Source organism: Pedobacter sp. SYSU D00535 (genome assembly GCF_017355855.1).
Lineage (GTDB): Bacteria > Bacteroidota > Bacteroidia > Sphingobacteriales > Sphingobacteriaceae > Desertivirga.
This window is the reverse complement of record NZ_JAFEWD010000002.1, coordinates 543,415-558,320: the sequence shown is the minus strand read 5'-3', so window position 1 is coordinate 558,320 and position 14,906 is coordinate 543,415. Positions and strand designations below refer to the sequence as shown.

Below are 14,906 nucleotides of genomic sequence, written 5' to 3'. Positions count from 1 at the left end.
TATAACTAACAAAAAAAGGGTTTGTTTTCTATTTAAAAACAAACCCTCTTCCTTATTTATATTCTTGTTAACCCGCAACCAGAGCTCGGGCCTTTTCAAGCGCAGCAGCCAATCCTGCAGGGTTTTTACCGCCCGCGGTAGCATAAAACGGCTGTCCACCGCCGCCGCCCTGGATTTCTTTCGCCAGTTCTCTGACGATGTTTCCAGCGTGCAAACCTCGCTCCTCTACCAAATTCTCAGAAATCATGACGGTCAGTCCCGGTTTACCCTCATTTTCAGTCGCCAATACCAGGAAAAGGTTATCAACGATGTCCTTGAGGTTGTAAGCAAGATTTTTAACTGCCTCCGCACTCGGAAGATCTACTTTTTCGGCGATTAAGTTTACTCCATTTACATTTTGGACCTTGGCTGCAAGATCGCTTTTCAAGCTTCCAGCCTTTTCTAATACGTTACGCTCTAATTCCTTTTTGAGCTTCGCATTTTCCTCCAGCAAGCCCTCGATCGATTTTGTCAGATCTTTCGGATTTTTTAAGAGAGCCTTAAGCTCGTTCACTAGTTTGCTCTGCTGAGTCAGATAGGCCTCCGCAGCTTCTCCAGTGATCGCTTCAATGCGCCGAACTCCCGCAGCAACTGCACCCTCCGAGATTATTTTGAAGTAGCCCAATTGACCTGTTGATTTTACATGGGTACCACCACAGAGTTCCATCGAGAATTCAGGGTTGAAGGTGATTACTCTGACGAAATCGCCATACTTTTCACCAAATAAAGCCGTAACGCCTCGGCCTATCGCTTCCTGATAAGGGATAGCACGTTCTTCAACACGGCCAATATTTTCACGAATACGTTGATTTACAATTGCCTCTACACGCTCAATCTCCTCTTCCGTAACCTTCGCAAAATGAGCAAAGTCAAACCGAAGGTAGTCTGCATTTACTAGCGACCCCTTCTGCTGTACGTGTGTGCCCAGCACTTCACGTAGCGCAGCCTGAAGTAAGTGGGTAGCTGAGTGATTATTTTCGGTAGACAAACGTTTTGGTTCGTCCACCTTCGCAATAAATGTTACTGCTGGATCTGCAGGTAGTTCATCTGAAAAATGAACGATCAAAGCGTTTTCTTTTTTTGTATCTGTAATTTTTATAGCATGAGCGTCAGAACCAACGGAAACAAGAACTCCTGAATCTCCGACCTGGCCTCCGCTTTCTGCATAAAAAGGTGTTCGATCAAGCACGATCTGATATTGCTCCTTCCCTTTTGCAGCCACTTTACGGTACTTCAAAATTTTAGCTTCAGCTTCTAACACATCATATCCTACAAACTCATTCTCCTCTCCCTCATGTACCACAACCCAGTCGCTTGCATCAATTGCTGTTGCCGCCCTCGACCGTGTTTTCTGCTCTTCCAAAGCCGAGTTGAAGCCGTCCATATCTACAGAAAGTCCCTTCTCCCTCGCCATAAGTTGGGTAAGATCTATTGGGAAGCCGAAAGTGTCATACAGCTCGAAAGCAAAATCGCCGGCAACGCTTTTATTCTCTGCAGCATATTTTTCGAATCGCTGAATACCAGTAGCCAGTGTTCTAAGGAAGGAAACTTCCTCTTCCAGAATTACCTTCTGCACGAAATCCTGCTGTGCTTTCAACTCCGGAAATACTCCGTCAAACTGATCGGCAAGGACCGGAACCAATGTATTGAAGAAGGGTTCTTTGAAACCCAAAAAGGTATAAGAGTATCGAACTGCTCTTCTGAGAATCCGTCGAATCACATATCCAGCTTTGTTATTTGAAGGAAGTTGTCCGTCTGCTATAGCAAAAGCAATCGCCCGGATATGATCAGCCATTACCCGCATTGCGATATCAGTTTTTCCGTTGCTTTCTCCCTGATTGTAAGGAATGCCGCTTTTTCCAGATATAAATTGGATTAAAGGCTGGAATGTATCAGTGTCATAGTTAGATGACTTTTGCTGCAACACACGCACCAAGCGTTCCAGTCCCATTCCAGTGTCCACGTGCATTGCCGGTAAAGGCTGCAAAGAGCCATTCTTCAGCCGGTTGAACTGCATGAATACGTTGTTCCAGATTTCGATTACCTGAGGATGATCGTTATTTACTAACGCTTTTCCGTCAACCTTTACACGCTCTTCGTCAGAACGGCAATCGACGTGAATTTCCGAGCAGGGACCACAAGGGCCTGTATCGCCCATCTCCCAGAAATTATCCTTCTTATTGCCTAAAAGGATCCGATCTTCTGCAATCCATTTTTTCCAGAAGTCGTAAGCCTCCTGATCCTTTGGAAGACCCTCTTTCTCATCTCCCTGAAAAACGGTTACATATAACCGGTCTTTAGGTATACCATATACCGAAGTAAGTAGCTCCCAGCTCCATTCAATCGCCTCTTCCTTAAAGTAGTCACCAAAACTCCAATTACCCAACATCTCAAACATGGTGTGGTGGTAGGTATCGATTCCTACCTCCTCCAGATCGTTATGCTTTCCAGAAACCCGAAGACAACGCTGAGTGTCTGCTACGCGTGGATATTTTACAGGAGCCTCCCCAAGGAAAATTTCTTTAAATGGATTCATCCCCGCGTTGATGAACATTAGCGTTGGATCGTTTTTCACAACAATAGGGGCAGAAGGAACAATCTGATGCTGTTTTCCTTCAAAAAAATCTAAAAAAGCTTTCCTTATCTCTTTAGTAGTCATCCTGTAATATTTTGAGTCTGCAAAGTTAATATTAGATGCGAAAACTGGGCTATCAAAATGCGAGTTTGGTGTTGTCAGAAAAGGGCTTTCTACACACGCAAATACAACTAGTTTAAGATGGGATGTGAAAATATAAAAAATAAAAAAGCCCCGCGTTTATGAGAAACATCGGGGCAACCTAAACCTTATCACAATAGTGACGAAACAAAGGTAGAGCACAATTTCGAATTATGCAAATTCCTCTGATAATTTATTTTGTCACTTCTAGTACCTTATTCGTCCCGCGCAAAAGGGCATTCATCAAGGACGTAATTTTATATAAACACCGATGATTAAAAAAACAGCGGCTGATCGTTCTGGTATTTTCTCTAAAGAGAATTATATTTGTGCGAAATCTTTCTGAACGATGATAGTTTAACAGCCCGCATCATCACAGGGCACCCTCCTTCCTTAATTGTAATTGCAGCGCCCCAAGGCCTGTATTTTTTCTAATCCTTAACTTATTAATCTTCTATGACTAGCTCAAATCAGCTAACAGGAAAACTTTCTGACTTTTTTAAAGCAGTACAATACGCTTTGCAAGGCAAAGAAACCGACTATACACAAGGTAGTATCCGAAAATCTGTGGTATTACTGGCAATACCTATGATGCTTGAAATGGTGCTCGAATCAGTGTTCGCACTGGTTGACCTCTATTTTGTAGGACATCTTCCCAATAGTAGCGCCGCCATACAAACCGTAGGACTTACAGAGTCGGTTCTCACCATCTTATATTCGCTTGCAGTAGGTATGAGTATGGCCGCAACAGCTGTAGTAGCACGGCGTATCGGTGAAAAAGATCGCGCAGCAGCTTCAAAGGCAGGCATGCAGGCGGTACTTATTGCAGTAGGGTTTACTCTATTGCTCACCATCGCCGGAATAAGCTTTGCCACTGACATCTTATTAATTATGGGTGCATCCGCTGAAGTAGCAGCAGAAGGAACTCCATTTGTCCGTATCATGATGGGCAGTAGCATATTTATTGTGCTGCTGTTTCTAATCAATGGTATTTTCAGAGGGGCTGGGGACGCAGCCATCGCGATGAAGAGTTTGTGGATAGCCAATATTATCAACATCATTCTATGCCCGGTCCTTATTAACGGTATCGGTCCGATTCCAGCATTTGGTCTTACCGGAGCAGCAATCGCTACAACAATAGGTCGCGGCTTAGGGGTATTCTACCAGCTATACCACCTCTTCTCAGGAAAAAGTGCTTTGAAAGTTAAATTTTCAGATTTTCAACCAGATTTTCAGCAAATCGCCGCGCTGGTAAAGATTGCCACCCCTGGTGTCTTCCAGTTTGTGGTAGCATCCTGCAGCTGGATTTTTCTTGCGCAACTTGTAGCTACCACCGGAGGCGACGATGGCTCCGCTGGTTATCAGACGGCCTTGCGACTGATGATGTTCTTTATGCTTCCCGCCTGGGGATTAAGCAATGCAGCAGCTACGCTGGTTGGCCAAAATCTGGGAGCAAAACAGCTCGACCGAGCCGAACGGTCAGTCATTATAACCGCCAAATACAACATGATTTTCATGGGGACCGTCTCCTTACTGCTATTTTTTAATGCTGATCTGTTTGCATCGTTCTTTACAAACAATGTCCAAGTGCAGCAAATTGCAGTACTGGCGCTCCATGTGATGAGCGTGGGTTTTATAGTTTACGGTATCGGGATGGTTCTTATCAACTCCTTCAACGGTGCGGGCGATACCTGGACGCCTACCTGGATCAACCTGGGCGGGTTCTGGTTTTTCCAGATCCCATTGGCGTACTTGCTTGCAAAGCAGTTCGAGCTAGGTCCCCTGGGGGTATTCTTATCCATTCCCATCGCCGAAACAGCCATCACCTTAACTGGGATTTTGTTGTTCCGAAAAGGTAAGTGGAAAAGAACGCAGGTTTGAAGACGAAAGCCAGGGCATCGGTCCTGGCTTTTTCATTAAAATATCTCCGGTGGCTTAGGCATCGGCATCCAATGTGTTACTTCGCCCAAATCTGCCTCTGTATGTTTTTGAATCTCAAAATCCCACTTTTGTGTTTGCGGATAGTACCATCCCACTCCCATATAATAGGTATTAGTGCATACCAGTAAATCCATTTCCGAGGTTGGTAACCTATCTTCAACAGAAATCCACTCCATTATTTTTCCTTAAAAAGCTGAAGCGATAAAATTAGCATTATTTAAGAAACTAATAAACTCGATCAACTTGAAGAATTCCCGAAAGCCTCTTAATTTCTTTTTATCTTGCTGCCACTACAATTCATGATCCGACTGATACTTTCCATACTTCTCCTTCTGGTTTCCTTGCTCGCTGTTTTAAAAGCACCCACCTATCATTTGTGGCTACTTTCTGTTGCGGTCACAGAGTTCCCGCTACTGCTCTCCTTCCTGATCTCTTTAGTTTTGATGTCTGGTTTCCTTGGCGAACAAAAGTACCAGCTAGCAGGAACCACGGTGGGATTAATTGCACTGGCACTCAGTATAAGTCCAATTTTCAGAGCCTATATTGTGTCACAAAACCTCGCCAGCAAGTTCGGAAAATCTTTTCCACAATCAGCAGTTCCGCCAACACAGCCGCTCAGCTTCACGAAGCTATTTTCGGGCAATTATGACGACAAAGTCCAGTATCAGACTTTCATTTACCGCAATAGCCCCCAACTGCAACTGAATTTTTACCCGGCACAAAAAGTTGGAAAAAGACCCTGTATCGTAGTTATTCACGGTGGGTCATGGAGCAGCGGCGACAGTTTCCAATTGCCCGAACTGAATCATTACCTTGCCAAAGCTGGCTTTCACGTTGCAGCTATAAATTACCGGCTGGCGCCTGCCCACCACAGTCCCAGCCCGCTGGAGGACGTACAACAGGCTCTCGCCTTTCTTAACAGATCCCACCAACAACTAAATATCGACACGGCGAACTTCGTCCTGCTAGGCCGTTCAGCCGGAGCGCAAGTCGCACTCATGGCCGCTTATACCGAGAGAACCGCTGCTATTCAAGGTGTTATCAGCCTTTACGGCCCCGCCGATATGGTGTGGGGCTACTCGCAACCAGCCAGCAAGTGGGTAATGGATTCAAAAAAAGTGATGGAACAGTACCTTGGGGGCACTTACCAGGAAATTCCCGAAAAATACTTCGAAAGCTCCCCGGTCGAATTCGTTGATAAAAACAGCCCTCCCACCCTCATGATTCACGGTAAGAACGATGTTCTTGTGGCTTATGAACACAACCTACGGCTTATCAGGAGGTTAGAGTCGGCCAGCGTTCCGCATTTTCTCCTTACCCTGCCCTGGGCTACCCATGGCTTTGACTACAACCTCAACGGCCCAGGCGGACAGCTCTCTACCTTCACGGTGCACCAATTTATTACTACTGTTACCGCTAACAAGAATTAGAAAACCAACAGTCTACCATTGCACACCTCCTGTCCGGCTATCCGCTCATACGCCCTCAGGCCTTAGCCGCCGGCCGGTATCCGCTCCTATCCGGTTTAGTTTACAACGCCGGTATTTCAAACCCCGTTTTTTCCCGTCCAAAAGCTATCTTAGACCAATCTTTTCATCATGATATTCGACTTCCGCTTAAAAGTTTTTTATACCGTTGCGCAAAAGCTCAGTTTCACCAAAGCCGCAGCCGAGCTTTTTATCACTCAACCTGCCGTCACTAAACATATTCATGAATTGGAGCAGCAGCTTGCGGTACCACTGTTCAGGCGGAATGGCAACAGCATCTCCTTAACCAGATCCGGAGAAGTCCTTATGCGTCATGCTGAAAAGATCTTCGACATCTACGCAGAGATGGAAGCGGAACTCCTCCAAGTTAATAACATTCCCGGCGGTTCGCTGCGCATCGGGGCGAGTACTACTATTGCCAACCATGTGCTTCCTAAAATTCTGGCTTCGTTCAAGAAAAGCAACCCGACCGTCAATTTTAAATTTGTCCAGGGAAACACCGACTTCACTACGCAGCAACTCCTCGAAGAGAAAATTGATATTGGCCTGGTTGAAGGAAATGTTCATTATCCTCAGATCGCCTACGACCAGTTTATGAAAGACGAGATTGTTTTGGTAGCAAAAGCAAAAAGTCAACTGGCAAAACTGGCTGAAATTACACCTCAACAACTGTTAACTATTCCATTGATACTTCGTGAGCACGGCTCAGGCACTTTGGACGTTATTTTCAAGGCCTTGCAAAAAGCAAGAATCAATCCGAAAGATCTAATAATTGAGGCTCAACTGGAAAGCAGTGTCAGCATTAAACAATATTTACTTTACTCTGAGTCCGCCGCGTTTCTTTCAATCCAAACTGTTACCAGGGAGGTTAAGAACAACGAATTAGCTATAATTGAAATCAAAGGGCTGGAAATTTTCCGAACGTTTCAGTTTATTCAACTTCACGGCCACAACTCCAAATTGATCGACTCGTTTAAACGCTTCTGCCTGGCCAACTATAACCTAAAGTAATATTGGATCAATTATAGTCATTTGCCCCAGGCGGTCTTTCAGCTCATCTTTGATAAAAAATGAGTATGGAAAAGATTGTAACTGATATTTGCATTATAGGCGCTGGTCCGGTAGGTTTATTCGCTGTATTTGAAGCTGGATTACTGAAAATGCGTTGTCACCTCGTAGACGTCTTGCCCCAAGTAGGTGGCCAGCTCTCAGAGATTTATCCCCAAAAACCCATCTATGATATTCCGGGTTTCCCCGTGATAAATGCCCAGGAACTGGTGGACGGTTTGATGGAGCAGATCAAACCATTTAACCCTACTTTCTCCCTTGGTCAGCGGGTTGATGAATTGGAAAAACTGGAAGACGGGAGCTTTATCGTAAAAACCTTCGAGGATACTGAAGTACATAGCAAGGTGGTGGTGATAGCCGGAGGCCTGGGATGCTTTGAACCACGCAAACCTGCAATTGAAAACCTGGAGCAGTTTGAAGGAAAAGGGGTTTCGTACATGGTTAGAAACCCGGAGTTGTATAGGGATAAAAAGCTCGTTTTAGCCGGTGGAGGCGACTCTGCACTCGATTGGACTATCTTTCTGGCCGACATTGCCTCAGAAGTAACCTTAGTGCATCGGGGAGATAGCTTCAGAGGTGCTCCTGATTCAGCCGAAAAAGTTGTTGAACTAGCCCAACAAGGCAGAATCAATTTGGTGCTACAGTCGAATATAACAGCCATCAGTGGTAATGGAAGGCTTAAGAATGTGTTAGTTGTGGACAAGAACCGGGAGCAGCAAACTATTGCTGCAGATTACCTTATCCCCCTTTTTGGTCTTACACCTAAGCTGGGACCTATAGCAGACTGGGGGCTGAACATCGACAAGTCAGCCATTGAGGTAAATACCATTGACTACTCTACAAATATTGAAGGCGTTTTTGCTATCGGGGATATAAATACATACCCGGGAAAATTAAAACTTATTCTCTGTGGCTTCCACGAGGCGGCTTTAATGGCCCAGAGTGCTTTCAAATTTGTATACCCGGACCTGAAGTTAAGTTTTAAGTACACGACGGTGTATGGCGTAAATACTTTTTAGTGATGATTATTGTTACCGTAGAGGACCAAAAAGGACGAATCCAGCAGCTGGAGATTCCCGAAGACATCGATCTCAATTTAATGGAGACGCTAAAAACCTTCCAGTATCCGATGCGTGCTACCTGTGGTGGAATGGGGCTTTGTGCCGATTGCCACTGCAGAGTAATACAGGGCGATAACTTGCTTCCGGAACAACTGGACCAAGAAATTATGACGCTTGAAGCAGTTCCAGAATCTGACTATGACAGTAGGTTAAGCTGTCAGATAAAAGTAGGACGAGCAATTTCTGGTTTGTCTATTAAGCTACTCGGTCCTGCTGAATAATTACCGGGGGGAGCCTGTGCTATTCAGGTTTCTCCCTCCTACGTTAATCACCAACCCTATCGTGAATACCGAATTACCTGCTGTTAAAAATTTTCGATTGAACAAACCAAAGTTACTACCGCTGGTATACTGTATTTGTACAGAGTTGCTTACGGACATTCGGGTGAAGAAAACAGGTTCGAGAAAAATGTTCTCTTCCAGGTCCTGAGCAACATCATTTCTTGTAAACTCCCGCATTGAAACATGACTAGCACGTAGGGCAGTACCGTAGTTTAAGGGGAAATTCCCTCCAAAAATGCGCAAGTCTCTTTTTCGCTTTGAGCTATAATTTACCTGGAAAAATAACTTATTGAAAGATGTTTCAAACCGATCATAAGTTAATGCGCCCTGCATATCGCGTTCTTTGTAAATACGCTCGCTACTACCCCTTCCTAAGCCTCCATAGATTTCAAGAATCCGATTATTAGCAGGACCAAAGGTACTGAAATAGCCAGCACCAGCCTCGATAAGATTATGTTTAAAATCTTTCCGATCCCGTTGATTATTCATCATTGAACCGTTAGCAATTACACCCAAATGATTGGAAACTGCATAGGCCGTGTTAAAACTGGCATTACCTCTTAGGGAGATATGTGCACTTGCATGCAGCTCTCCCGGAGCACTTAACATCGGAGTATTAGGTACATTGGGCATGTATAACGAAGAACAGGCAGACAGAGAACTAATAAAGACAGCGGCAGTTAGTAAGCGTAGATTCATTTTTTTCTTAATTCCATTATACAATCAGCAAGCGTTTTTGCTTTACTACTGCATAAACTATTTTTAGCCATCCACCAGAATCTACTTCACCACCAAGCTAAATCCAAGTATAAAAACTTTGATCGTCTTTAAATATTGTTAAGACCGATCTTTTTTAATTACTTCGATTAAAGAAAAATCTTTTAAAGAAAATACTGGCTTAATGTTTGAAAGATCCCTAAGTGGGTGATCTTGACCAGCATCCAAAAATTATTAAATAGTGTGTTATGAAAAAAATATTTGTCGCAAGCGGATTAATTGCGAGTCTGTTCCTGCTCAATACCTGCGCCGTAAATCCTGTCACCGGAAAACGGCAAGTCGTTCTGATGTCAGAGGAACAAGAAATAGCTATGGGTAAAGAATCTGACCCGGCAATTATCCAGCAATATGGCTTATATGAAGATCAGAAATTACAGGAATTCATTAATCGAATCGGGAAGAAAATGGGCGCTGTCTCCCACCGTCCTAATCTCGAATATACCTTTCGCATTGTGGATTCAGAAATAGTAAATGCATTCGCGGTACCAGGCGGCTATGTCTACTTTACCAGAGGCATTATGGCCCACTTTAACAACGAAGCCGAATTCGCAGGGGTGTTAGGACATGAGATCGGCCACGTCACCGCCCGCCATTCTGTTATTCAACAGCGTAACGCCATGCTCGGTCAGTTGGGAATGATAGCGGGGATGGTAATATCTCCGGAATTTGGACAATTTGCAGAAACTGCTTCGCAGGGGTTGGGTCTTTTGTTCCTTAAGTTTGGAAGAGACGATGAGCGGGAGTCTGATCGTCTTGGTGTCGAGTATTCAACAAAAATCGGCTACGACGCACACCACATGGCTCAATTCTTTAACACCTTGCAGCGGCAGAGCGAGAATAGCGGAAGCGGCGATCTCCCGAATTTCTTATCTACCCACCCGAATCCGGCAGACCGTCTGGTTACAGTAAATCAATTGGCAACAGAGATGCAACAGAAACTGAATGCGAAAAATCTACAAGTAGGAAGAGACTCGTACCTCCGCATGATCGACGGAATTGTATTCGGAGAAGATCCGAAGCAAGGGTTCGTGGAGAAAGGATTCTTTTATCATCCGGTATTAAAATTACAGTTCCCTATTCCTCAGGGATGGAAGTATCAGAACTCTCCTACCGCATTCCAAATGGCACCGGAAAATGGTGGTGCTATGATGATGCTAACTTTGGCGCCAGGAGCTTCGCTACAGGAGGCGGCAAGCGCTGCTTTAAAACGATATAACCTCACTACTGTTGAATCCCGAGAAACAACAGTGAACGGGTTAAGAGCTATTACAGCAGTTGCCGACCAGACTACAGAACAAGGGACCTTAAGGACGCTCTCCTATTTCATCCAACACCAGAATAATGTCTATCACTTAATCGGTGTGACGAATGCCAACACATTTAACAACTATACTGCTACCTTCAGCTCCAGCATGCAGAACTTTCGCGAACTAACAGACGCATCAAAACTGAATAAAAAAGCGGAACGGGTACGCGTTAAAACGGTTAAGCAAACGGGTACACTTGAACAGGCTCTTCGGAGCTACAATGTAGCTGCCACCCGTCTGGAGGAACACGCAGTGTTAAACGGCATGAAGTTAACCGACCGCGTAACACAGGGTATGCTGTTTAAAGTTGTAGAACCATAGGCATCTAACAGGAATAAAAACAAAGGGAAGGCGAACCACCTTCCCTTAATTTATATAAGGTGTTTCTTCTAAAGCGTTGAATGCACTGGAAGAAACCAGGCGAACGGCCTCATCCATCTGGTCGAGAACAACCTCCATCAACCTCATGTATTCGTTGGTCTCGTGGACAGAAGCAGCACCTGCCAAAGTCATTAATCCCTTCATGCTCGCTACTGGACCACTTACCTGGTGAGCCAGAAAAACGGCAATTGACTTAATCTGCTCATTCTGAGCAAAAAACTTGTCTTTAAAAATTGCCTCCGAATTCCTGATTAACTCTTTTTGTGTATTCACAACATCAACCGCCATCCTAAGCTGAATAAGATAAATAGCTTGATTAGCAAGTATTTTGAGGCTCTCTTTTTGATAGTCAGTTAATTGATGAGGTTCTTTATCAATTACACAGATTGTCCCGATATTGTCTCCTTCAAGTGTCTTTACTGGCATTCCCGCGTAAAATCTTATAAACGGCTCTCCAGCGACAAAGGGATTAGAGGAATACTTGGGGTCCCGGCTTGCATCCTCAATAACTAAGAGATCGGGCTGTTGAATTGTCTCGTCGCAGAATGATTCTGTCCGGTCCATACCTTCGATATCCAATCCCTTTTTCGCAATGAAAACCTGGTCCGCTTCATCTATTAGGGATATGTAAGCGATAGGAGCCTGACAAATGTTTGATGCTATGGTAACAAGCTCTTCCAGATTTTCCAGGTTATAGAGATTATGCTTGCGGAAGCGTCTAACTGCTTGGACGCGCTTCATCTCTTGATTAGCGTTATAATTGATTGAAGGAGATCGTTCCATAATTATTTGGAAAAAAATAGATAAAATAAGTATAGAGCCCAAATCTTTTTACAATATGCCAACATCTTAATCGAACCATCCTTTGTTTTAGGTGCTCTTAACCGTACTTTTGCGGCCGATTTTACAGAAAGACCGAGGACAGCATCTGATGGATTTAAAACAAAAACAAAGAATAGCATTAAGTATATTTTTCTTTTTAACCGGCTTTTGCTTCTCGACTTGGGCGTCGCGGATTCCGACAATAAAAACTGCTTTTGGTTTTAATGAGGCCGAGCTTGGATCTTTGCTCTTCACTATGCCTATCGCCTCTTTGCTTGGACTGCCAATTTCGGGCTTCCTTGTTTCCCGTTTCGATAGTCGTATTCCACTTGTGGCAGCATTTGTGGCAAATGCCATCTCGCTACTGTTCATTAGCTATTCTACATCAACCCTTACGCTTGTTGCGGCGATCTTTCTTTTTGCCTTTTCAATGAGAGTTTTGAATATCGCTATGAATACGCAGGCTATCACCCTTCAAAAAATATATAACAGAAAAATAAACGGCGCTTTTCATGGCCTTTGGAGCACGGGCGGGATTGTTGGTGTTGGTTTTTCCACTATTCTGCTAAACTTTCAAACCTCCATCACCACACACTTTTTTATTGTAACCGCCATTACGCTGGTCGCCACCGCCTTTGCCTATCCTTTTCTAATGAGGAACGATCGCTCTCCTTCCGGAAACAAATTGATTATAGGCAAGCCGGATCCATTCATTTTTTTCCTTGGAGTGCTAGCTTTTCTTTCTGCTCTTTGCGAAGGTGGTATGTTCGATTGGAGTGGGATTTATTTTAAAGAGGTTGTGGATGAAGAAATATTCACAGCTGGGTATCTTATTTTCATGACCTTCATGGCGCTTTCCCGTTTTGTGTCCGACAGGATTATTGATCGAATTGGAATGCCGAGGATGTTCATTATTAGTTCGGTACTAATAGCGCTCGGAATCTTTTTAGCTATCGCTTTTCCTACCTTTTGGCCCGCTCTTATCGGCTTTTCACTCGTTGGCTTTGGAACGGCATCTGTGATCCCAATGACTTTTACGCTTGCGGGTACGACTGAGAAATATTCACCTGGAATGACCATTTCTATTATCACAACTTATGTCATCACAGGAATGCTGATTGGCCCGCCGATGATCGGTTATATTGCCCATGCCTTGGGTCTTCGGAGCGCGTTCATTTCATTTTTTATCGCCGGTCTGCTAATTATCCCGTTTTCAAGCCTTGTATTCCGATACAAAAAACGGCAGCAGGCTGAACTTTAACACAACTGTAACAAGTGGGCTGGTAATGTATTCTAAATCAGTATGAATATTAAACGCCTGCTAATGGTAGTATTCCTGATTGGAATTTCTGCCCTCTTATTCGCCCAAAATAAAGAACAGAAGCTAAGAGAACTGTTTGAGACCTATGCCAAACTACATAAATTCAACGGCTCGGTACTAGTAGCGCAGAATGGAAAAGTTCTATTGCATGAGGGCTATGGTCTGAAATCCGTGCAGGATAGCGTTAAGAACGACGCAAATACTATTTACCAAATCGGTTCTATAACGAAGCAGTTCACTGCCGTAGCTATACTTAAGCTGCAGGAACAAAAAAAGCTAAGCACCAAGGACAAAATCACAAAATACTTTCCTGGCTATCCCAAGGGTGACAGCATTACTATCGAACATCTTCTGACGCACACTTCAGGCATTCCTAACTATACAAACGATCAAACTTTTATGGCCAAGAGTGCAACGCTGCCAATTTCCGAAACAGCGATGATTGCTCTTTTCAAAGATAAACCACTCGACTTCAGTCCTGGCACAAAATGGAATTACAGCAATTCCGGTTATATGCTTTTAGGCTATATTATACAGCGTGTTACTAAAAAGCCTTATGAACAAGTAATCCGGGATATGGTATTCAACCCGTTGAACATGCAGTCCAGCGGTTTTAATTTCAGTGGACTATCAGATGCCCGTAAAGCGAAAGGATATTTCGTACTTTCAGAAACCGAACACGTGGAAGCCTCCCTTGTGGATTCCAGTGTTTCCTACGCAGCTGGCGCGATCTACAGTAGTACGGGCGACCTCTATAATTGGTACCGCGGATTGATCTCAGGGAGAGTGATATCAAAAGAATCTCTCAAGACAGCCCTCAACCCTGTTCGAAACAAGTATGGATATGGTTTTTTAATCGACAGTATACACGGAGAACAGGTTGTATCTCACTCGGGTGGGATTTTTGGATTCACGTCTAACCTTGCGATGGTTCCTCAAGACGACGTGTTTGTTGCTATGGTTAATAATTATGGAAATCCGAACCTCATGGCAATTACCAAAGACGCACTTGCCATTGTTTATGAAAAAAGCTACACCCTGCCATCTCCCAAAAAAGAGATCAAGCTTAACGCTGAAGTACTTGGCCGATATACCGGGGTGTATGAACTTACCCCTCAGTTTAAAATAACGATAACCGCCGAGGGTGAAAGGCTTTTCGGGCAACCAACTGGTCAGCCGAGAGCCGAACTATTTGCTGAAAAAGAAGATCGTTTTTTCCTGAAAGTAATCGATGCGGAAGTTGAATTCAAAAGAGACGAAAACGGGAAAGTGATACAGCTAATACTATTGCAAGGCGGACAAACCCATCTTGCAAAAAAAGTAGAGTAAAGCACGAACTTACCCATAACAGTCAGGGGCGCAATCTTTCAACAATCGGTGCTGCAATGAAGCCGATAATTATCTTTGCCCCATGATCGATTTTAAGGTTGAGTATGATGACCGGATCTATTCCGTATTTCTGGATAGCTCCCACGTTACCCCCGAAACGGTGGAGGTGAAGGTGGTCTTATACAGTACGATTTACAACATTTATAAGAAAAAGGATACCAATACCTGGCATAATCACATTAGCAAATTTGAACTTTCCAAAGGCTTGCTGGAAGCTATCGGAGCCCGACTTGAAGAACATTTGAAAATTTGATCT

General features: G+C 44.0%; 13 protein-coding genes. 9 read left to right on the top strand and 4 right to left on the bottom strand.

Annotation, left to right across the window (positions count from 1 at the left end):
* Positions 1–67 precede the first annotated feature (67 nt).
* Positions 68–2,698 (bottom strand): alanine--tRNA ligase, encoded by a 2,631-nt coding sequence (gene alaS / locus J4N23_RS06990; RefSeq protein ID WP_207426303.1) that lies wholly within the window; start codon positions 2,696–2,698, stop codon positions 68–70.
* 513 nt (positions 2,699–3,211) lie between these two features.
* Between alaS and J4N23_RS06985 the strand changes: the two genes are divergently transcribed.
* Positions 3,212–4,636, top strand: coding sequence for an MATE family efflux transporter (locus tag J4N23_RS06985; RefSeq protein WP_207426302.1), 1,425 nt, complete (start codon positions 3,212–3,214; stop codon positions 4,634–4,636).
* Between the two features lie 35 nt (positions 4,637–4,671).
* Here J4N23_RS06985 and J4N23_RS06980 read toward each other — a convergent pair whose 3' ends face one another.
* The gene (locus J4N23_RS06980) at positions 4,672–4,872 is read right to left on the bottom strand and encodes a DUF551 domain-containing protein (RefSeq protein ID WP_207426301.1); all 201 of its coding nucleotides are present in this window, start codon (positions 4,870–4,872) and stop codon (positions 4,672–4,674) included.
* Between the two features lie 123 nt (positions 4,873–4,995).
* On the opposite strand from J4N23_RS06980, the gene J4N23_RS06975 reads away from it, so the two are divergent.
* From J4N23_RS06975 to J4N23_RS06960, 4 genes are all read left to right on the top strand, one after another.
* Positions 4,996–6,126, top strand: coding sequence for an alpha/beta hydrolase (locus J4N23_RS06975; RefSeq protein WP_207426300.1), 1,131 nt, complete (start codon positions 4,996–4,998; stop codon positions 6,124–6,126).
* A 168-nt stretch (positions 6,127–6,294) separates the two neighbouring features.
* The gene (locus tag J4N23_RS06970) at positions 6,295–7,194 is read left to right on the top strand and encodes a LysR substrate-binding domain-containing protein (RefSeq protein ID WP_242689141.1); all 900 of its coding nucleotides are present in this window, start codon (positions 6,295–6,297) and stop codon (positions 7,192–7,194) included.
* Between the two features lie 59 nt (positions 7,195–7,253).
* Positions 7,254–8,270: an NAD(P)/FAD-dependent oxidoreductase gene (locus J4N23_RS06965; protein ID WP_370527239.1), complete on the top strand. Its 1,017-nt coding sequence runs from the start codon at positions 7,254–7,256 to the stop codon at positions 8,268–8,270.
* Positions 8,271–8,272: 2 nt separating this feature from the next.
* Positions 8,273–8,593: a 2Fe-2S iron-sulfur cluster-binding protein gene (locus J4N23_RS06960; protein WP_207426298.1), complete on the top strand. Its 321-nt coding sequence runs from the start codon at positions 8,273–8,275 to the stop codon at positions 8,591–8,593.
* Here J4N23_RS06960 and J4N23_RS06955 read toward each other — a convergent pair whose 3' ends face one another.
* On the bottom strand, positions 8,594–9,352 hold the full coding sequence (locus J4N23_RS06955; protein WP_207426297.1) for a hypothetical protein: 759 nt from the start codon (positions 9,350–9,352) through the stop codon (positions 8,594–8,596).
* A 266-nt stretch (positions 9,353–9,618) separates the two neighbouring features.
* Between J4N23_RS06955 and J4N23_RS06950 the strand changes: the two genes are divergently transcribed.
* Positions 9,619–11,058, top strand: a complete 1,440-nt coding sequence (locus J4N23_RS06950; protein WP_207426296.1) for a M48 family metalloprotease — start codon at positions 9,619–9,621, stop codon at positions 11,056–11,058.
* 45 nt (positions 11,059–11,103) lie between these two features.
* On the opposite strand, the gene J4N23_RS06945 is transcribed toward J4N23_RS06950, so the two are convergent.
* A complete protein-coding gene (locus J4N23_RS06945) occupies positions 11,104–11,901 on the bottom strand; it encodes a GAF domain-containing protein (protein WP_207426295.1) in 798 nt (265 codons plus the stop codon).
* 148 nt (positions 11,902–12,049) lie between these two features.
* Between J4N23_RS06945 and J4N23_RS06940 the strand changes: the two genes are divergently transcribed.
* The 3 genes from J4N23_RS06940 (at position 12,050) to J4N23_RS06930 (ending at position 14,903) form a co-directional block, all read left to right on the top strand.
* A complete protein-coding gene (locus J4N23_RS06940; RefSeq protein WP_207426294.1) occupies positions 12,050–13,201 on the top strand; it encodes an MFS transporter in 1,152 nt (383 codons plus the stop codon).
* A gap of 42 nt (positions 13,202–13,243) precedes the next feature.
* Positions 13,244–14,590 (top strand): serine hydrolase, encoded by a 1,347-nt coding sequence (locus J4N23_RS06935; RefSeq protein ID WP_207426293.1) that lies wholly within the window; start codon positions 13,244–13,246, stop codon positions 14,588–14,590.
* Positions 14,591–14,672: 82 nt separating this feature from the next.
* Positions 14,673–14,903, top strand: coding sequence for a hypothetical protein (locus J4N23_RS06930; protein WP_207426292.1), 231 nt, complete (start codon positions 14,673–14,675; stop codon positions 14,901–14,903).
* The last annotated feature ends 3 nt before the right edge of the window (positions 14,904–14,906 follow it).